This window comes from Bradyrhizobium sp. RP6, from assembly GCF_003837805.1.
GTDB lineage: Bacteria > Pseudomonadota > Alphaproteobacteria > Rhizobiales > Xanthobacteraceae > Bradyrhizobium.
In genome coordinates this window covers 155080-174016 of sequence record NZ_RQIT01000008.1, presented here as the reverse complement: position 1 = coordinate 174016, position 18937 = coordinate 155080, and the positions used below count along the sequence as shown (strand labels likewise).

Annotated in this window: 16 protein-coding genes; 6 read left to right on the top strand and 10 right to left on the bottom strand. The window is 65.4% G+C overall.

What is annotated here, in order from left to right:
- Window positions 1-15 precede the first annotated feature (15 nt).
- From EHH60_RS17715 to hpaR, 6 genes are all read right to left on the bottom strand, one after another.
- Entirely contained in the window at window positions 16-3285 is a 3270-nt protein-coding gene (locus EHH60_RS17715; RefSeq protein WP_124160744.1) for a transglutaminase family protein, read from the bottom strand.
- A 275-nt stretch (window positions 3286-3560) separates the two neighbouring features.
- Complete coding sequence (locus EHH60_RS17710) at window positions 3561-4865, bottom strand: methyl-accepting chemotaxis protein (protein WP_199751538.1); 1305 nt, start codon at window positions 4863-4865, stop codon at window positions 3561-3563.
- Window positions 4843-5361, bottom strand: coding sequence for a PAS domain-containing protein (locus EHH60_RS17705; protein ID WP_124160742.1), 519 nt, complete (start codon window positions 5359-5361; stop codon window positions 4843-4845). Before EHH60_RS17705 ends, EHH60_RS17710 begins: the two co-directional genes overlap by 23 nt.
- A gap of 246 nt (window positions 5362-5607) precedes the next feature.
- On the bottom strand, window positions 5608-7131 hold the full coding sequence (locus EHH60_RS17700) for a UxaA family hydrolase (protein ID WP_124160741.1): 1524 nt from the start codon (window positions 7129-7131) through the stop codon (window positions 5608-5610).
- A 102-nt stretch (window positions 7132-7233) separates the two neighbouring features.
- Window positions 7234-8010, bottom strand: coding sequence for an HpcH/HpaI aldolase family protein (locus EHH60_RS17695; protein WP_124160740.1), 777 nt, complete (start codon window positions 8008-8010; stop codon window positions 7234-7236).
- A 114-nt stretch (window positions 8011-8124) separates the two neighbouring features.
- Window positions 8125-8643: a homoprotocatechuate degradation operon regulator HpaR gene (gene hpaR, locus EHH60_RS17690; RefSeq protein WP_124160739.1), complete on the bottom strand. Its 519-nt coding sequence runs from the start codon at window positions 8641-8643 to the stop codon at window positions 8125-8127.
- Between the two features lie 111 nt (window positions 8644-8754).
- Between hpaR and hpaH the strand changes: the two genes are divergently transcribed.
- From hpaH to EHH60_RS17660, 6 genes are all read left to right on the top strand, one after another.
- Window positions 8755-9561 (top strand): 2-oxo-hept-4-ene-1,7-dioate hydratase, encoded by an 807-nt coding sequence (hpaH, locus tag EHH60_RS17685; protein WP_124160738.1) that lies wholly within the window; start codon window positions 8755-8757, stop codon window positions 9559-9561.
- 27 nt (window positions 9562-9588) lie between these two features.
- On the top strand, window positions 9589-9987 hold the full coding sequence (locus EHH60_RS17680) for a 5-carboxymethyl-2-hydroxymuconate Delta-isomerase (RefSeq protein WP_124160737.1): 399 nt from the start codon (window positions 9589-9591) through the stop codon (window positions 9985-9987).
- Window positions 9980-11518, top strand: coding sequence for a 5-carboxymethyl-2-hydroxymuconate semialdehyde dehydrogenase (gene hpaE, locus EHH60_RS17675; protein ID WP_124160736.1), 1539 nt, complete (start codon window positions 9980-9982; stop codon window positions 11516-11518). The genes EHH60_RS17680 and hpaE overlap by 8 nt, the downstream gene beginning before the upstream one ends.
- A 107-nt stretch (window positions 11519-11625) precedes the next feature.
- Window positions 11626-12609, top strand: coding sequence for a 3,4-dihydroxyphenylacetate 2,3-dioxygenase (gene hpaD, locus EHH60_RS17670; RefSeq protein WP_124160735.1), 984 nt, complete (start codon window positions 11626-11628; stop codon window positions 12607-12609).
- Window positions 12609-13478, top strand: a complete 870-nt coding sequence (locus EHH60_RS17665; RefSeq protein WP_124160734.1) for a fumarylacetoacetate hydrolase family protein — start codon at window positions 12609-12611, stop codon at window positions 13476-13478. The genes hpaD and EHH60_RS17665 overlap by 1 nt, the downstream gene beginning before the upstream one ends.
- Before the next feature lie 25 nt (window positions 13479-13503).
- Window positions 13504-15132 (top strand): thiamine pyrophosphate-dependent enzyme, encoded by a 1629-nt coding sequence (locus EHH60_RS17660; RefSeq protein ID WP_124160733.1) that lies wholly within the window; start codon window positions 13504-13506, stop codon window positions 15130-15132.
- 55 nt (window positions 15133-15187) lie between these two features.
- Here the strand turns inward: EHH60_RS17660 and alkB are convergent, their stop codons facing one another.
- The 4 genes from alkB to EHH60_RS17640 all read right to left on the bottom strand — a co-directional run bounded on the left by alkB (window position 15188) and on the right by EHH60_RS17640 (window position 18781).
- Window positions 15188-15841 (bottom strand): DNA oxidative demethylase AlkB, encoded by a 654-nt coding sequence (alkB, locus tag EHH60_RS17655; RefSeq protein WP_124160732.1) that lies wholly within the window; start codon window positions 15839-15841, stop codon window positions 15188-15190.
- Window positions 15842-15850: 9 nt separating this feature from the next.
- Window positions 15851-16597: a 2OG-Fe(II) oxygenase gene (locus tag EHH60_RS17650; RefSeq protein WP_124160731.1), complete on the bottom strand. Its 747-nt coding sequence runs from the start codon at window positions 16595-16597 to the stop codon at window positions 15851-15853.
- Window positions 16598-16752: 155 nt separating this feature from the next.
- A complete protein-coding gene (locus EHH60_RS17645; protein ID WP_124160730.1) occupies window positions 16753-17439 on the bottom strand; it encodes a DUF2848 domain-containing protein in 687 nt (228 codons plus the stop codon).
- Window positions 17432-18781, bottom strand: coding sequence for an amidase (locus tag EHH60_RS17640; RefSeq protein ID WP_124160729.1), 1350 nt, complete (start codon window positions 18779-18781; stop codon window positions 17432-17434). The genes EHH60_RS17645 and EHH60_RS17640 overlap by 8 nt, the downstream gene beginning before the upstream one ends.
- Between the last annotated feature and the right edge of the window lie 156 nt (window positions 18782-18937).

The window sequence follows — 18937 nt, the reverse complement described above, 5'->3', positions numbered from 1 at the left end:
GCCCCCGCATCATACTCATTGCAGGAGCGGGGTCCGCAAGTCGAGGGTCAGCGGAAACTCATTTGTGCGTTCCTCAGGCGGCGGCTGCATCGGACCCGGGGTGTGGCCGTGGTCCTGGAAGCGCGCCAGCCGCCGCGCCTCGGCCTCGTAGGTGTTGACCGGCTTGGTGTCGTAGCTGCGCCCGCCGGGATGGGCGACGTGATAGACGCAGCCGCCGAGCGAGCGGCCGTTCCAGGTGTCAATCAGATCGAAGGTCAGGGGCGCGTGAACGGGGATGGTCGGGTGCAGGCCGGAGGCCGGCTGCCAGGCCTTGAAGCGGACGCCGGCCACCGCTTCGGTCGAGCGGCCCGTGAGGGTCATCGGCAGGCGGCGGCCGTTGCAGGAGACGATGTGACGGCCCTCGACGAAGCCTTCGGCCTTGACCTGGAGCCGCTCGACCGACGAGTCGACATAGCGCACGGTACCGCCGGCCGAACCCTCCTCGCCGAGCACATGCCAGGGCTCCAGCGCCTGACGCAGCTCCAGCGTCACGCCGCCATGGTGGACGCGGCCGAAGGCGGGGAAGCGGAATTCGAGCTGGGCCAGATACCATTCCGGGTCGAACGGGTAGCCGAACTCCTTCAGCTCGGTGAGCACCTCCAGAAAATCGTCCCAGATGAAGTGCGGCAGCATGAAGCGATCATGCAGCGCGGTGCCCCAGCGCACGAACTTGCCGGCCTGCGGCTCGCGCCAGAATCTTGCGATCAGCGCGCGGATCAGGAGTTGCTGCGCCAGCGACATGCGCGGATCGGGCGGCATTTCGAGCGCGCGGAATTCGACGAGGCCGAGCCGCCCGGTCGGCGCCTCCGGCGAATAGAGCTTGTCGATACAGATCTCGGCGCGGTGGGTATTGCCGGTGATGTCGACGAGCAGATGCCGGAACAGGCGGTCGACCAGCCACAGCGGCGCCTGGGTGCCCGGCGGCGGCACATGGGAGAGCGCGATCTCGAGCTCATAGATGCTGTCGTGGCGGGCTTCGTCGATGCGCGGCGCCTGGCTGGTCGGGCCAATGAAGAGGCCGGAGAAGAAATAGGACAGCGACGGATGCCGCTGCCAGTACAGCACGAGGCTCTTCAGGAGATCGGGGCGGCGAAGGAACGGGGAGTCCTGTGGGCTCGAACCGCCGACCACGACGTGATTGCCGCCGCCAGTGCCGGTGTGACGGCCGTCGACCAGGAAGCGGTTGGCGCCAAGCCGCACTTTCGCTGCATCCTCGTAGAGGCCGGAGGTGATCTCCACCGCGTCGCGCCAGCTCTTCGCCGGCTGGACGTTGATCTCGATGACACCAGGATCGGGCGTCACCTTGATGACCTCGATGCGCGGGTCGAACGGCGGCGGATAGCCCTCGACATGGACCTGCAGCTGCATTTCCTCCGCGGTGGCTTCGAGCGCGGCGACCAGTTCGAGATAGTCCTCGATGCGTTCGACCGGCGGCATGAACGCACAGAGCACGCCGTCGCGGACTTCGACCGACATCGCGGTGCGAACGGGGACGGAAGTGTTGAGTTGCTCGGGCGCGGCCCGCGGCGGGGATTCCGGACGCGCGGCGAGCGTGAACACCGGCAGCTTGTCCCGCGCCTCCATCGGGTCCTGCTCGACGATGTAGGGATATTGGTTGGGCGGGACGTGACCGAGTGAACCGATCGGCAGGCGCAAACCGAGCGGCGAATCGCCCGGCACCAGGAACAGATGATTGCGCCGGAGTTGCCAGCGCTCGCTGCGCCAGCGCGGCGGCGCGTTCCAGCGTTGCACCGGCAGCACGAAGCCGCGCGGTGTGTTGAGACCCTCGTAGAACACCCGCGCCATCCGCGCGCGGGCTTCCGGATCCGTTAATTTGGAATCTGAGGGATCGACGTTGACGGGAAGCTCGGCCTCCTTCTGCAGCCAGTACGCGGTGTCCTCATAAGCCGGCATGATGTAGCCGGCATCGAGGCCGAGCCGCGCCGCCGTGCCTTTCATGAAGGCCTCGGCGTCCTTCACCTCGGCACGGCGCGAATTTTCGATCCTGGCAATGAGGTCGGCGTTCTTCCAGATCGGCACGCCGTCCTTGCGCCAGTACAGGCCGAAGGCCCAGCGCGGCAGGCTCTCGCCCGGATACCATTTGCCCTGGCCGTAATGCAGCAGCCCTCCCGGCGCGAAGCGCGTGCGCAAGCGGCGGATCAGATCGTCGCCGAGCGCGCGCTTGGTCGGGCCGACGGCGTCGGTGTTCCATTCTCCCGCTTCGAGATCGTCGACCGAGACGAAGGTGGGCTCGCCGCCCATGGTGAGCCGAACATCCTGCGCGGCGAGATCGCCGTCGACCTGCTCGCCGAGGTCGTTGAGGCGCGCCCAGGATTCGTCGGAGAACGGCTTTGTGATGCGCGGCGCCTCGCGGATGCGCCGCACGCTCATATCGAAAGCGAATTCGACCTCGGCAAAGCCGGCACCGCCCGAGATCGGCGCCGCCGAGCGATAGTGCGGCGTGGCGGCGACGGGAATGTGCCCTTCGCCGGCGAGCATCCCGGAGGTCGCGTCGAACCCGATCCAGCCCGCACCCGGCAGAAAGACTTCGGCCCAGGCGTGCAGATCGGTAAAGTCGTTCTCGACTTCGGGCGGTCCCTCGATCGGATCGATGTCGGGACGAATCTGGATGAGATAGCCGGAGACGAAGCGGGCGGCGAGACCGAGATGGCGCAAGGTCTGGATCAGCAGCCAGGCGGAGTCGCGGCAGGATCCTGCGCCGGAGGCGAGCGTCTCCTCCGGCGTCTGCACGCCCGGCTCCATCCGGATGATGTAGCGGACCTTCTTCTGGAGCTCGCGATTGAGCTCGACCAGGAAGTTGACGGTGTTCGGGGCCTCGTGCGGGATCGTGTCGAGGAATTTGGCGAACAGGCGATCGGGCTTGATGGTCTCGAGATAAGGCGCAAGCTCGGTCTTCAGATCCTTCGGGTATTCGAACGGAAAGCTGTCCGCGTAGGGCTCGACGAAGAAGTCGAACGGATTGACCACGGTCATCTGCGCCGTGAAGTCGACCTCGAATTTCAGCTCGGTGGTCTTCTCCGGAAAGACGTAACGCGCCAGCCAGTTGCCTTGCGGGTCCTGCTGCCAGTTCACGAAATGATTGGAGGGCGTGACCTTGAGCGAATAGCTCAGGACCGGCGTGCGCGTATGCGGCGCCGGCCGCAGGCGGATGGTCTGCGGGCCAAGGTCGATCGGGCGGTCGTATTTGTAGTGCGTGACGTGGTGTAATGCGACGTAGATCGACACGGGGTGCGGTGCTCCAGCAGCTTTTTTGAGCAGAACACCTGAGGGGGGAGCGATCAAGCACTAACAACGGGCAGAGGGTGCCTAGCTAAGGTGCGGGCGCCTGAGTGCAGACGCCTTTCTTCCTTCTCCCCTTGCGGAAGAAGGTGGCGAAGCGCCGGATGAGGGGTATGTCTCCGCTTGCAGAGCTGTTCGTGAGGTGAGAGACCCCTCACCCGTCTCGCCACTTCGCGGCGAGCCATCCTCTCCCGCAAGGGGAGAGGGAAAGAAAGAGCGCGCTACGCCGCGGACGTCAGTCGCTGCAAGAACTGCGTCACCTCGCGGCGGAGCGTCTCGACCTCGCCATGGACGCGTTCGGAGGCGCTGTTGACGCGGCCGGCGACGCGGCCCGTATCGGCGGCGGCTTCGCTGATGCCGGTGACGTTGGAGGAGACCTGCGAGGTGCCGGTCGAGGCTTCGTGAACGTTGCGGGCGATCTCGCGCGTCGCGGCCCCCTGCTGCTCGATCGAGGCGGCAATCGAGGCCGTGATGCCGTTGATCTCGGCGATGGTCTGCGCGATCGCCTCGACGGCCGCAACCGAATTGGTCGTCGATTGCTGCATCTCGCCGACCTTGGCGCTGATCTCCTCCGTCGCCTTGGCGGTCTGGTTGGCGAGGCTCTTGACCTCGGAGGCCACCACCGCGAAGCCGCGGCCGGCCTCCCCCGCACGGGCCGCCTCGATCGTGGCGTTGAGCGCCAGGAGGTTGGTCTGCTCGGCGATCTCGCTGATCAGCTTGACGACGTCGCCGATCTGCATCGCGGCGCCCGCCAGCGTGCGGATCTCGCTGCCGGCACGATTGGCCTCGTTGACCGCCCGCCCGGTGCTCGCGGTCGAGCCGGCGACCTGGCGGTTGATCTCGGCGATCGACGAGGCGAGCTGCTCCGCGGCGCCGGCGACGGTGGCGACGTTGCGCGAAGCCTGGTCGGACGCAGTGAGCACACCGGAGGTCTGCCGGCTGGTCCTCTCCGCCGCCGCCGCCATCTGGCCGGCATCGGATTCGAGATCGGTCGCGGCCCCCATGAGGCCGCCTGCAACCGCGTCGAGATGCGTGCCGAACTCCCGCGCGAGGCCGGCGATCTCCACAACGCGGCGGCCGAGGCAGTCGGTGCCGGCATTGATGACGACCGCCGAGCGGCGGAACGAGCCGGGCAGACCCCGCGCGAGGATCTTGCGGAAATACTTGCCGCGGCTGGCATAGTCCATCGACGCCGAGGCCTCGCGGACGAAGGCGTCGGTGATGTCGAGCATGTCGTTGACGGATTTCTGGATCGCTCCGATCCGCCCGGCCTGCCGCTCACTCATGATGCGCGCTTCGAGATCGCCATGCGCCGCCTTGCTGCACACATCAGCCACCTCATCGACAGCCATCGCCGTGCGATGCTGGCACGAGATGGCGTAGCCGAGCAACGCGACCGTCGCGCCGAGCAGGACCGCACTGCTGGTTCCGGTCACGCCGAGAAGCGAGAGAACGAACGCAACGACGGCAACAACACACGCGAGCGCGGTCGCTCCCTGCGCCTTAGAGAGAGAGCACAAATTCATCGTAACCGACACCCTGTTGCTTGAGCAGCCCGACCATCGCCTCGAAGCTCGCATGCATGCCTTCCTTGGCGTTGGCATGCCGCGCCTCTTCCGCGCACAGCGTCTTGTAGATCGGCTTGATGCGCTCGATCTGCGCAGGGTCGGGCTTGCGGCGGTTGGAGTGATAGCCGACAATATTGCCACGCTCGTCGAATGTCGGCGTGACGTGGGCGAACACCCAGTAATGGCTGCCGTCCTTCGCCAGATTGACGACGTAGGCGAAGATCTCCTGCTTTGACTGGAGCGTGTCCCACAGCAGCTTGAACACGGCGCGCGGCATGTCGGGATGGCGGATCAGGCTGTGGGGACCGCCCATCAGCTCCTTCCACGAGTACTTCGCCATCCGGATGAAGACATCATTGGCGTAGGTGATGCGGCCCTTGAGATCGGTCTTCGATACGATCAGCTCCTCCTCACCGAGGAGATTTTCCACCCCAGTGGGACGTATCGCCTGCATCGGTTCGATCCTCAAATAAAGGCCGGCCCCACAACGATGTGGAACCCATCACCCCCCTATCTACGGCAACAGTGTTAACCAGGTGTAAGTCGGGGAACTTTTGCGAGCCGACGCCGCCTCCGTATCACTACGTAGCGAACCATTGTTGCATATCGTCGAATCGCATGCAGGCGCCGCAAATGGTCGCGAGCGACAATTGCCGGCTGCTTTTGATTGCGCTCGCGCGACGGCGCTCGCCCAATGCGACTACATTGTCGCGCCGAGCACCCAGGGTGCGAACTCGGCGCCGCCGAAATCGAAGCTCTCGCTCTTGGTCGGCTGTCCCGAAGCGGTCTTGAGGATGAGATCGAAGATGCGCTGGCCGCACTGCGCGACGCTCTCCTCGCCTTCGAGGATGGTGCCGCAATTGACGTCCATGTCCTCTTCCATGCGCTTGTACATGGGCGTGTTGGTGGCGAGCTTGATCGAGGGCGCCGGCTTGCAGCCGAACACGCTGCCGCGACCCGTGGTGAAGCAGACCAGGTTGGCGCCGCCGGCGACCTGTCCGGTCGCAGCCACCGGATCGTAGCCGGGCGTGTCCATGAAGACGAAACCCTTCTTGGTAACGGGCTCAGCGTAGCGCAGCACTTCCACGAGGTTGGTGGTCCCGGCCTTGGCCATCGCGCCGAGCGACTTTTCCAGGATCGTGGTGAGACCGCCGGCCTTGTTGCCGGGGCTGGGATTGGCGTTCATCTCGGCGCCCTCGCGCGTCGTGTATTCGTCCCACCAGCGCATGAGATCGACCAGCTTCTCGCCCACCTCGCGGCTGACGGCGCGGCGCGTCAGCAGGTGCTCGGCGCCGTAGGTCTCCGGGGTCTCCGACAGGATCACGGTGCCGCCATGGCGCACGACGAGATCGCTCGCGGCGCCCAGCGCCGGATTGGCGGATACGCCGGAATAGCCGTCCGAGCCGCCGCATTGCAGCGCCACGGTGAGCTCGCTTGCCGGCACCGTTTCGCGCTTGACCTTGTTGGCGTCAGCGAGCGCCTCGCGCACGAAGGCAATGCCGGCTTCCACCGTCTTGCGGGTGCCGCCAACCTCCTGGATGTCCATCGCGCGGAGGCGGCCGGCGAGCTTCTGCTCTTCCATCAGGCCGCCGATTTGGTTCACCTCGCATCCGAGGCCGAGCACGATCACGTGCGAGAAATTGACGTGCCGCGCATAGCCGCCGAGCGTGCGGCGGAGCAGCGCCAGCGGCTCGTTCTGCGTCATGCCGCAGCCGGTCTTGTGGGTCAGCGCGACCACGCCGTCGACGTTGGGGAAATCGGCCAGCGGGTTGTCGTCGGTGAAGGGATTCTTCTTGAAGACGTCCGCGACGAGGCTCGCGACATGCGCGCTGCAATTCACCGAGGTGAGGATGCCGATATAGTTGCGCGTGGCGATGCGGCCGTCCGGGCGGCGGATGCCCTCGAAGGTCGCCGGCAGGTCGAAGTTCGGTGTCGGCTTGACGTCGGCGCAATAGGCGTAGTCCTTGGCGAAGTCACCCATGCCGCAGTTGTGCGTATGCACGTGCTGGCCCGGCGCGATGGCTTGGGTGGCAAAGCCGATGATCTGGCCGTAGCGCTTGATCGGCTCGCCGTCGGCGATCGGCTTGATCGCGACCTTGTGGCCGGAGGGAATGCGATCGACCGTGGTCACGCCGTCAGCCACGCTTGTTCCGGGCGGCAGGCTCGCGCGCGCGATGACCACGCCATCGTCGGGATGCAGGCGGATGACGGGGCTGATGGTCATGGGAGTCTCCTTTGGAGGCGAATAGCGAATGGCGAGTGGCGAGTGGCGAGTGGAAAGGGGAGCAGCGCAATTCGCTACTCCCCATTCGCCATTCGCCAGAGATCAGGCCTTGCCGCCTGAATCCTTGCGGGTCGCGTTGACCTGCATCTTGGCGTAGGTCGTCATCAGGCCGACCTCGTTGGACAGCGTCACCAGCTTGAAGCCCATGTTGATGGCGCGCGCCGCGCCTTCGGCGCCGCTGCAGTGGATGCCCGGGTTCAGACCGCGCTTGCCGCACTCCTTGATGATCTTCTCGTAGATCGCGAGGATCTCCGGCTCGCTGCGATCGAGCTTGGGCTCCAGGCCGTAGGAGAAGCCGAGATCGGACGGGCCGATATAGACACCATCGATGCCCTCGACGTCGAGGATCGCTTCCATATTCTCGACCGCGGTCCTGGTCTCCATCATCGGCAGCAGCACGATCTCGTCGTTGGCCGTCTTCTGGTAGGAGCCGGCGGTGCCGTACATGCCGGCGCGGATCGGGCCATTGGAGCGCACGCCCTTCGGCGGATACTTGGAATAGGAGACGAGGTTCCGGGCTTCCTGCGGCGTGTTGACCATCGGGCAGATCACGCCATAGGCGCCGCCGTCGAGCACCTTGCCGATGATGCCCGGCTCGTTCCAGGGCACGCGGACCATCGGGGTCACCGGATGCTTGTCCATGGCCTGGAAGCACTGCACCATCGACAGATAGTCCTGTACGCCATGCTGCATGTCGACGGTGACGCTGTCGAAGCCGCATTGCGCGACCATCTCGGCCGAGAAGCCGGAAGGAATCGCAAGCCACGCGTTGACGACGGCCTTGCCCGACTTCCAGATCTCTTTGACTTTATTCGCCACGTTGCCTTCCTTCCCTGTTGCTCTCACTCGCCGCGGATCGGGTTGGGGCGCACTTTGAGCGAAAAAGAGCGTGAATGTCCATGGCTCACGCCGCGCACGGACGCATATCTGGGTTCACCCGTCCGCGAGTGTATCGTCGGCGCCTCCGAGCCCCGCAAGACTCCGTTCGAGCTCGCCGAGCATCTCCTGCAATTCGGCAAGCTTGCGTGCGCCAAAGCGTCGCGTGATCTCCGCGTAGATCGCCTCCGACGTCGGCGCGACCGAGGCCATCAGCTTCAGCCCCTCCCTCGAGATCGAGACCATGCTGCGGCGCTGATCCGCTTTCGCGGTCTTTCGCTCGATCAGGTTGCGGGCCTCGAGATCGCGCAGGATGCGCGACAGGCTCGGCCCGAGCAGAAAGGCGGTGCGCGCGAGTTCCGTGACCTCGGCCGCCTCGATGGAGGCGAGCGCGCGCAGGATGCGCCATTGCTGCTCGGTCAAGCCGTGCTCGCGCAGCGAGGGACGAAACTGCCGCATCACCGCTTCGCGTGCCCGCAGCAGAGACATCGGCAGCGAGCGCGAGAAGTCGCGCATCGGCACCTGCCGTGCAGCGGGCGCGCTTCCGTTGGCGGGATCGGCCGGTTTCTTCGTCATGGCGCCCTTTCAAGCCGCAAACCGTTTGCAGTGCAGCAAGCCGAATTTATGTTTGACGCATTCACTTAACATGTTAAGCATTTCCCGGCACCACGATTTGCAAGATCACAGATGGCGCTTTCCCACGACGATATCCAAGCTTGCGCGAGGCGTCTGCACCAAGCGGAGAAGACCCGCACGCAAATCCGGCAGCTGTCGCAGGATTTTCCTGATATCACCATCGCGGACGCCTACGCGATTCAGAAGGCCTGGGTTGACGTCAAGGTCGCCGAGGGACGCGTGGTGAAAGGCCACAAGATCGGCCTGACCTCGAAGGCGATGCAGAGCGCGCTTGGCATCGACGAGCCGGATTCCGGAGTGCTGCTCGACGACATGTTCTTCGCCGATGGCGGGATCGTTCCAACCGAGCGCTTCATCGCAACGCGCGTCGAGGCCGAGCTCGCCTTCGTCATGAGCCAACGACTCTCCGGGCCCGATTGCACGATGTTCGATGCGCTCAACGCCACCGAGTTCGTCGTGCCGGCGCTGGAGATCCTGGACACGCGCATCGAGCGCGTCGATTCCACGACGAAAGCGACGCGAAAAATCTTCGACACCATCGCCGACAATGCGGCGAATGCCGGCATCGTGCTCGGCGGACGGCCGATCCGTCCGCTGGACGCAGACCTGCGCTGGATCGGCGCGCTGTGCTTCAAGAACGGCCAGCTCGAGGAGACCGGTCTTGCCGCCGGCGTGCTCAATCATCCCGCCACGGCCGTGGCCTGGCTCGCCAACAAGATCGCGCCGCTCGGCCTTGCGCTGGAGCCGGGCCAGGTCGTGCTCGCCGGCTCCTTCATCCGCCCGATCGAGACCCGCAAGGGCGACACAATTCAGGCCGATTATGGCGCCTACGGCTCCGTGAGCTGCTACTTCGCTTAGGCGAACAAGACAGGGAGTGAAACCGCGATGCCGCATTTCACGATCGAATATTCCGCCAATCTCGATGGCCGCCTCGACATCAGCGCCGTCTGCGAGATCGTGCGCAAGGCAGCCAGCGAGACCGGCATCTTCCCGCTCGGCGGCATCCGCGTTCGCGCCATCCGCTGCGAGCATTATGCGATCGCTGACGCAAGGCAGGACTACGGCTTTCTCGATATGGTGCTGCGCATCGGCGAGGGCCGCGATCTCGAGACACGTCAGAAGGCCGGCGAGCAAGTCTTCCAGGCGCTCTCAAGACATCTCGATCCCGTCTTCGCCGCCAGCCAGTTCGCCCTGTCGTTCGACATGCAGATCAACGACAAGGACGTGAGCTGGAAGCGCAACAACATCCACGACGCCCTGAAAGCGGAGGCCGCCCATGGATAAGCCCACGCCGAAAGCCGATCTGTTCCAGGCCAATCGCGACCGCGTCGCGCCGCTCTTGAAGACACTGCGCGCGGACGGCATCGGCCACATGATCGACGGCAAGTTCGTCGCCTCGATCTCGGGCGAAACGTTCGAGACGAAATCGCCGGTCGATGGCGCCGTACTCGCAAGCGTCGCCCGCGGCCATGCCGAGGACATCGACGCTGCGGCAACCGCGGCTGCGCTTGCGTTCAAGTCCTGGCGCGACATCGGGCCGGCGATGCGTCGCAAGCTGCTCCATCGCGTGGCCGATGCCATCGAGGACAACGCTGAGGACATCGCGGTGCTCGAATGCATCGACACCGGCCAGGCCTATCGCTTCATGGCCAAGGCCGCGATCCGCGCCGCCGAGAATTTCCGCTTCTTCGCCGACAAATGCGCGGAGGCGCGCGACGGCCTCAACACGCCGAGCGAGGAGCACTGGAACATCTCGACGCGTGTGCCGATCGGACCTGTCGGCGTGATCACGCCCTGGAATACCCCGTTCATGCTCTCGACCTGGAAGATCGCCCCTGCTCTCGCTGCGGGCTGCACCGTCGTGCACAAGCCGGCGGAATGGTCGCCGGTCACGGCGTCCATTCTGGCGAAGCTCGTGAAGGAAGCCGGCCTGCCCGATGGCGTGCTCAACACCGTGCACGGCTTTGGCGAAGAGGCCGGCAAGGCGCTCACCGAACATCCCGCCATCAAGGCGATCGGCTTCGTCGGCGAGAGCGCGACGGGCTCGGCCATCATGATGCAGGGCGCGCCGACCCTGAAGCGCGTGCATTTCGAGCTCGGCGGCAAGAACCCCGTCATCGTGTTCGACGATGCCGATCTCGACCGCGCGCTCGACGCCGTGGTGTTCATGATCTACTCGCTCAATGGCGAGCGCTGCACCTCCTCGAGCCGCCTGCTGATCCAGCAGAGCATCGCGGAACAATTCGTGGAGAAGCTGACCGCGCGGGTGAAGGCGCTGAAGGTGGGCCATCCCCTCGATCCCTCAACCGAGATCGGACCGCTGATCCACGAGCGGCACCTCGCAAAAGTCTGCTCCTATTTCGACGTCGCGCGCCAGGATGGCGCGACGATCGCGGTGGGCGGCAAGGCCCACGAGGGCCCCGGCGGCGGACATTACGTCGAGCCGACGCTGGTGACCGGCGCGCAAGGCAAGATGCGGGTGGCGCAGGAGGAGGTATTCGGCCCGTTCCTCACCGTGCTGTCCTTCAAGGACGAAGCAGACGCGATCGAGATCGCCAACGATATCCGCTATGGCCTCACCGGCTATGTCTGGACCAACGACATGGGCCGGGCTCTGCGCGTTGCGGATGCGCTGGAGGCCGGCATGATCTGGCTGAACTCGGAGAACGTCCGTCATCTGCCGACGCCGTTCGGCGGCATGAAGGCGAGCGGCATCGGCCGCGACGGCGGGGATTACTCGTTCGACTTCTACATGGAAACCAAGCACGTCTCGCTGGCGCGGGGCACGCACAAGATTCAGAAACTTGGGATTTAAGGAAAGCAGTCGTTCCGGGGTGCGAAGCGAACCCGGAACCTCGGGATTCCGGGTTCGGTCCTGACGGACCGCCCCGGATTGACGGGGCCTAACGAGGGGAAACGCACATGCCCGTACCGCAACACGTCTTCGAGCCGGCGTTCAACATCATCCGCTCCAGCCACGTCGTGCTCGACGTCACCGATCTGAAGCTGAGCCGCGAGTTCTACGAGACCATCGTCGGCCTGCATGTCGAGGACGCCGACGACAACGTCGTTTACCTGCGCGCGGCCGAGGAGCATCAGCATCACTCGCTCGTCCTGCGTAAGGCGGCCACGCCGGCCTGCGCACGGCTCGGCTTCAAGGTCGGCAACGACGGGGATCTCGACAAGGCCGCAAAGTTCCTGTCCGAGAGCGGTCTTGCCTACGCCTTCGTCGACCAGCCGTTTCAGGCCCGCACATTGCAATTCACCGATCCCTTCGGCTTCCAGATCGAGCTCTACGCGTCGATGGACCGGCGGCCTCATCTGCTTCGTCGGTACGATCTCTACAGGGGCTGCCATCCGCAGCGGCTCGATCATTTCAACGTCTTCGCCGCCGAGGTTCAGGACACCATGGAATTTTACGCCCGGCTCGGCTTCCGCCTCACCGAGTACGCCGAGGAGGACGGCCCGAACGGGCGCATCGCCGCGGCCTGGATGCATCGCAAGGGCAACGTCCACGACTTCGCCATCACCAATGGCAAGGGTCCGCGCCTGCACCATTTCGCCTACTGGACGCCGACGGCGATGAACATCATCCATCTCTGCGATGTCATGGCTTCGCAAGGTTTCGTGAAGAACATCGAGCGCGGACCGGGACGGCACGGCATCTCGAACGCGTTCTTTCTCTATGTGCGCGATCCCGATGGGCACCGCCTCGAGCTCTACACCAGCGACTATTTCACCGGGGATCACGACCACGAGCCGCTGCGCTGGTCGCTGCGCGATCCGCGCCGCCAGACGCTGTGGGGCGCGCCCGCGCCGCGCTCCTGGTTCGAGCAGGGCTCGCCCTTCACGGGACAGACGGTGCGCGAGCCGAAATTCGTGGCCGACGTGCTGGTGGCGGATTGATGACGCTCCCCCGCCTCGCCACCTATTCCGTCAAAGGTGACACCCGCTACGGCGCCGTCCTTGACGGCGGCATCGTCGATCTCTCCGCACGCTACGGCAAGGAGTATCCGACGCTGCGCGAGGTGATCGCGGCGGGAAAGCTCGTGGGCCTTGCCGAAGAGGCTGCCGGCCGCGCACCCGATCACGCGTTCAGCGAAATCACCTGGCTGCCGCCGGTGCCCGCGCCGGAGAAAATCATCTGCATCGGCGTCAACTATCCCGACCGCAACGCCGAGTACAAGGACGGCCAGGACGCGCCGAAATATCCGAGCATGTTCATGCGCTCGCCCCGCTCCTTCGTTGGGCACGACACGCCGCTGGTGCGGCCGCGCGCGTCCGCGCAGCTCGACTATGAAGGCGAGATCGTGCTGGTGATCGGCAAGCAAGGCCGGCACATTTCCGAAAGCAGCGCGCTCGACCACATCGCCGCGCTCACGCTGTGCAACGAAGGCTCGGTGCGCGACTGGCTGCGCCACGCAAAATTCAACGTCACCCAGGGCAAGAACTTCGATTCCAGCGGCAGCCTCGGCCCGTGGCTCGTGCCCTACACTTCGGAATCGCAGATTGCGGACATTCATCTGACGACGCATGTCAACGGCGAGCTCAGGCAGGACGATCGCACCAGCCGGCTGATGTTTCCGTTCCGCTATCTCGTGAACTATATCTCGACCTTCGCAACCCTCGTCCCCGGCGATATCATCGTCACGGGCACGCCGACCGGCGCGGGTGCGCGGTTCGATCCGCCGCGGTACCTGAAGCCCGGTGACCTCGTCGAGGTCGAGGCCGAGGGCATCGGACGCCTGCGCAACGGTGTCGTCGACGAAGCCTGAACAACAAGCGAAGTGGAATAGCCAAATGACCACCCTCACCGGCGGCGAAGCGATCGTAAGCGGTCTGGTCGCCCATGGCGTCGACACCGTATTCGGCCTGCCCGGCGCGCAGGTCTACGGACTGTTCGATGCCTTCCATCAGGCGCAGCTCAAGGTGATCGGCGCGCGGCACGAGCAGGCCTGCGGCTACATGGCGTTCGGCTATGCGCGCTCCAGCGGCAGGCCCGGCGTGTTCAGCGTGGTGCCCGGGCCCGGCGTGCTCAATGCCAGCGCCGCGCTGCTGACCGCGTTCGGCTGCAACGAGCCGGTGTTGTGCGTCACGGGCCAGGTGCCGACGCAGTTTCTCGGCAAGGGCCGCGGCCATCTGCACGAGATGCCGGATCAGCTCGCGACCTTGCGCACCTACGTGAAATGGGCGGATCGGATCGAATATCCCGGCAATGCGCCGACGATCGTGGCACGTGCGTTCCAGGAGATGATGTCGGGACGGCGCGGCCCCGCCTCGGTCGAGATGCCATGGGACGTCTTCACCCAACGCGCGGATACGGCGGCAGCCCAAGTGCTGGAGCCGCTGCCCGCGCCGCTCCCCGATCCTGACCTGATCAAGAAGGCGGCTGCACTGATCAAGTCCAGCAAAGCGCCGATGATCTTCGTCGGCAGCGGCGCGATCCATGCGGGCGAGGAGATCCTCGAGCTCGCCGAGATGATCGATGCGCCCGTGGTCGCGTTCCGCAGCGGCCGCGGCATCGTCTCGAACGCGCATGAACTCGGCCTCACCATGGCGGCGGCCTACAGGCTGTGGCCCACGACCGATCTGATGATTGCAGTCGGCACGCGCGCGGAGCTGCCGGCCTCGGGCTTTCGCTGGCCTTATCAACCGAGTGGACTGAAATCCATTCGGATCGATATCGACCCGGCCGAGATGCGCCGGATCATCTCCGATGTCGCCATCGTCGCCGACGCCAAGGCCGGTACGGCCGATCTCGTCGCGGCCGTGAGGAAAGCCGGCTATGCGCGCACCCGTGGCCGGCGGGAGGCGATCCGCCAGGCGACCGCGACCGCGCAGACCGAGATCCAGCGCATCCAGCCGCAGATGGCATACCTCAACATCCTGCGCGAAGTGCTGCCGGCGAATGCGATCGTCACGGATGAATTGTCGCAAGTCGGCTTCGCCTCCTGGTACGGCTTCCCGGTCTACCAGACGCGTACCTTCATCACGTCGGGCTACCAGGGCACGCTCGGCTCGGGCTTTCCGACCGCGCTCGGCGCGAAAGTCGCCAATCCCGACAAGCCGGTGGTCGCCATCACTGGCGACGGCGGCTTCATGTTCGGCGTGCAGGAACTTTCGACCGCCGTGCAGTTCAACATCGGCGTGGTCACGCTGGTGTTCAACAACAACGCTTATGGCAACGTCCGCCGCGACCAGCGCGAACGTTTCGACGGTCGCGTGGTGGCATCGGACCTCGTCAATCCGGATTTCGTCAAGCTCGCGGAGTCCTTTGGCGTCGCGGCCGCGCGCGTCACCGCGCCGGATCAGTTCAGGGCCGTGCTGGAGAAGGCACTGGCCCATGGTGGGCCGTATCTGGTCTCGGTCGAGGTGACCAGGGATTCGGAAGTGAGCCCCTGGGCGTTCATCCACCCGCCGAAGCCGTAGACGAAGCTCCGTCATTCCGGGACTTCTTCCTTCTCCCCTTGTGGGAAAAGGAAGGTCACCGCGTCCTGCGAAACGTCAGATTGATCCGCCGCCGTCCGAGCAGCGCGTGCTCGCCATCGGCGAGCGGCGCCACGCCGTGATAGGCGAGCCTGCTCGGCCCGCCCCAGACCACGACATCGCCATGGACGAGCCGGAAGCGGCGCGGCCTGTCGCTGCGCGTCAGGCCACCGAACAGGAAGGTCGCGGGCAGGCCAAGCGAAACCGAGACGATCGGCGCCGCATAGTCCAGCTCGTCCTTGTCCTGATGCAGCGACAGCCGCGTCCCGGGCTCGTAGCGGTTGACGAGGCAGGCATCGGGCGCAAAGCCCGCGAAACCGCCCTGCTCCGCAGCGCGGCGTGCCAGATCGCGGAACACGGGCGGCATCGCCGGCCATGGCGCGCCAGTGCGCGGATCGACCGGGTCGTAACGATAGCCGGTGTGATCGGTGATCCAGCCGCGCTCGCCGCAATTGGTCATCGCCACCGACATCTGATGGCCGCCGGGCGTGGTCATCCGCCGGAACGGAGACTGCGCCACGATGGCGCGCACCGCTTCGATCAGCTCGCCCTCGATCGGCTTGACGAAACCGCGCAGCAGCACGGCGCCGTCCGCGATCTCCTCACGCGACGGCTGCGCCTCGGCAACACTGTCGAACAGATCACCCGTCAATCGCAGCGCTCATTTGGCATCATGAAAGATCACGCCCAGCGTATGGCGCTGGCCGGACCTGATCCGGCTGACGCCATGGCGCAGATTAACGCGGTAGATGCCGCGTGTCCCCTGCACCGGGCGGTGGTGCACGGCGAAGGCAACCGCATCGCCCTGCGCGAGCGGCACGACCTCGGCACGGGACTGCATGCGCGGGCGCTGCTCGGTCAGCACGAACTCGCCGCCTGTGAAATCTCGGCTGGGCTCAGAAAGCAGGATCGCGACCTGGAGCGGGAACACATGTTCGCCATAGAGGTCCTGATGCAGGCAATTGTAGTCGCCGGCCTCATATTGCAGCAGCAGCGGTGTCGGGCGCGCCTGGCCCGCCTCGTGGCAGCGCTTCAGGAAGGCGGCGTGATCTCCGGGATAGCGGATGTCGATTCCCATCGCCTCGTTCCAGCGATTGGCGACGCCTTGCAGCTGCGCGTAGAGCGCCGGGCGGAGTTGCGCGATCAGATCGGGCAACGGATAGGAGAAGTACTTGTACTCGCCGCGGCCAAAGCCGTGGCGGCCCATGACGATGCGGCTGCGGAAGCGCGTGTCGTCCGGGTAGAGCGCGGCGATGCCGCGGCATTGGTCGGGCGTGAGCAGGTCCTTCAGGACGGCGCAGCCCTGGGAGTCGAGCTCGGCGGTGATCTGCGGCCAGTCGAGGGCGTCGACATGGGCGGCGAGGTCGGCAACGGAGGTTTGGGCTGATTTTCGAACGGTCATTGTCATGGCAATCACCTTTGCAGCCGGACGTTCAGCTCGCCACCCGATTTCCGATGACTCTCTCCCCGTCATTGCGAGGAGCCCTTGGACGAAGCAATCCAGGTTCCGCGGAGAGACTCTGGATTGATTCGCTTCGCTCGCAATGACGGTGAGGAGAGAGATCAGCCCCGCACCGGCAACGTCACCACGTCGTAGCCGTGCCTGATCGTGCGCTTCAGCACGGGGTCTTCCAGCTCGAAATCGAACCGCTCTGCCGGGCGGATGCCGCCCTTGGCGGCGAAGGTACCGCCGAACATGGCGCAGCCGTCGGGGAACTTCCCACCCGAAAAGCCGCGCGCGATGAGCTCGGTGACCGGCAGCATCGCATCCAACGTGCCCTCCTGGTAGAGCACGCGCTCGCCCTTGATCGTGGCGAAGGAGCGCAGGATCATCTTGTCCCAGTGGCCGATGACGTCCTCCAGCTCCCACAACGTCGAGGCGATCGGCTTGTCGCACATCTGTTTTGAGACAGTCACGTTGTAGGCCTCGACCTTGCGGTCGGTGTGGTCGGAGCCGCAGCCGACGAAGATGCGGCCCTGCCAGCCGATCAGCACGAACTCGACCTCACCACTGGAGTCGCCACCGGTGCATTCGATGCGGTCTTCCTGGGTCAGCCGCCGTACCGAAGCCCGGTAGTAGATCGGTGTCGAGGCCGGCGGGGCGATGCCCATCTCCTGCAGCTCCGCGATGTGCTTGTCGCGCGCGACGGGATCGCGGCCGGTCCAGCCGGCGATGACCATCTGGTCGATCGCCAGCGTCAGCGGCGTGGTGGTGTCCTGGGCATCGACGGTGAAAGTGAGGTCAAACACGAATGACGGCCTCCATGCCGGCAGCAAGTTCAAAGATACGGCGGTCCGAGCCGCCCGCGCCCGCCAGCATCAGGCCGACGGGAATGTCGCCCTCGCGATGACAGGGCAGTGAGATGGCACAGCCGTCGATCATGTTGATCAGGGTGCAGTTGCGCAGCGCGCGCAGGTTCTGAGTGGTGAACGCCTTGTCGTCGGCGAGGTCGGCGATCTTCGGCGGCGTGTTGGCCGTGGTCGGCAGCGCCAGCGCATCATAGGGTGCAATGCGCGAATTGACGCGGGCGATCAGCGAGCGGCGCTCGTTGAGGAGATCGATATAGTCGGCCGCGCTCTGTGCCTCGCCCCGCATGATGCGCACGGACACGCGGGGATCATAGACGTCGCCCTTGGACGTGATGAGATAGCGATGCCAGGCATAGCTTTCAGAGGCCGCAAACCCGCCCTTGGCGTTCATCGGGCCGATGTCGTGGAATTCGGCCATCTCGATGCGCTCGATGATGGCGCCGTGATCGGCCAGCGACTTCAGCGCGCGCTCGAAGGTTTGGGCCACTTCTGTATCCAGGTCGTCGAGCGCGATGGTGGTGGGTACCGCGAGCCGCATGCCCTTTACAGGGCGCGGCTTCAGCGGGACGATCGGCTCGTTCGCCAGCACGGCGTCGAGTATGGCACAGCAGCTGACCGATCGTGCCAGCGGGCCGATGCTGTCGAGCGAGAACGACAGCGGCACGGAGCCGTCGAGCGGCACGCGGCGCTGCGTCGGCTTGTAGCCGACGATGCCGTTGAAGGCGGCCGGAATCCGGCAGGAGCCGCCGGTGTCGGTGCCGAGCGCGCCGTGCGCCATGCCGTCGAGCACGGACACCGCCGCGCCCGAGGACGAGCCGCCGGGCACGTGGCCTTCGGCGCGGTTCCAGGCGCCCTTCGGCGTACCGTAATGCGGATTGATGCCGATGCCGGAATAGGCGAACTCGGTCATGTTGGTTCGGCCGATCACGACGAACCCCGCCCTGCGCAGCCGCGCCACCGTTGCGGCATCCTGCTCGGCCGGCGGCGAATCGTCCAGCGCGCGCGAGCCGGCGCGCGTCACCTGGCCCTTGATGTCGAAGAGGTCCTTGATCGAGATCGGGATGCCGGCAAAGCGCGAGGGCGCCGCGTTGACCTTGCGCAAGCCGTCCATTGCATCGGCCGCGGCCAGCACGGCGTCCTTGTCGACATGGATGAAGGCGCGCTGGCCCTCGCCGGCGGGATCGGCGATCCTGGCAATGCACGCCTCGACCAGCTTGCGCGAGGTCGTGCGGCCGCTTTCGAGGTCTTCGGCGAGCTTCGCCAGTGTCGGAAAATTGGGCATGTCTGTCTCACGGAATATTGGCGCGCGCAATCTATAGCGCTGGCTCAGTTCGACACAAGCATTGTGCGCATGATGGCATGCATGCGCATTGCTGGACCGTTGACGCACTATAGTCGATTGTCGCATCAAGATCGAAACAGGCGGGCGCGAAGCCTG